This is a genomic window from Bradyrhizobium uaiense (genome assembly GCF_010811875.1).
Classification (GTDB): Bacteria; Pseudomonadota; Alphaproteobacteria; order Rhizobiales; family Xanthobacteraceae; genus Bradyrhizobium; species Bradyrhizobium uaiense.
Genome location: NZ_VKHP01001297.1, coordinates 1 through 204, shown reverse-complemented (window position 1 = coordinate 204; position 204 = coordinate 1). Strand labels below are relative to the sequence as shown.

The following is a 204-nucleotide window of genomic DNA, read 5'->3' as shown; positions in this document are numbered from 1 at the left end:
TGATGAGTGCGAAGAAGCGTTCGACCTGGTTGAGCCAGGAGGCGTAGGTTGGCGTGAAGTGAATGTGCCCACGCGGGCGTCGGGCGAGCCAGGTCCTGACCTTGGGATGCTTGTGGGTGGCGTAGTTGTCGACGACGAGATGGATGTCCAGTTGAGGCGGCACGTTAGCTTCGATGTGACGCAGGAAGGCGAGGAACTCCTGGT

The 204-nt window shown here is 60.3% G+C and carries 1 protein-coding gene; it reads right to left on the bottom strand.

Going from position 1 to position 204, the window contains the following annotated elements; translation table 11 throughout:
• A partial coding sequence (locus tag FNJ47_RS49680) for a transposase (RefSeq protein WP_175068551.1) occupies nt 1-204 on the bottom strand: 204 nt, incomplete at both ends.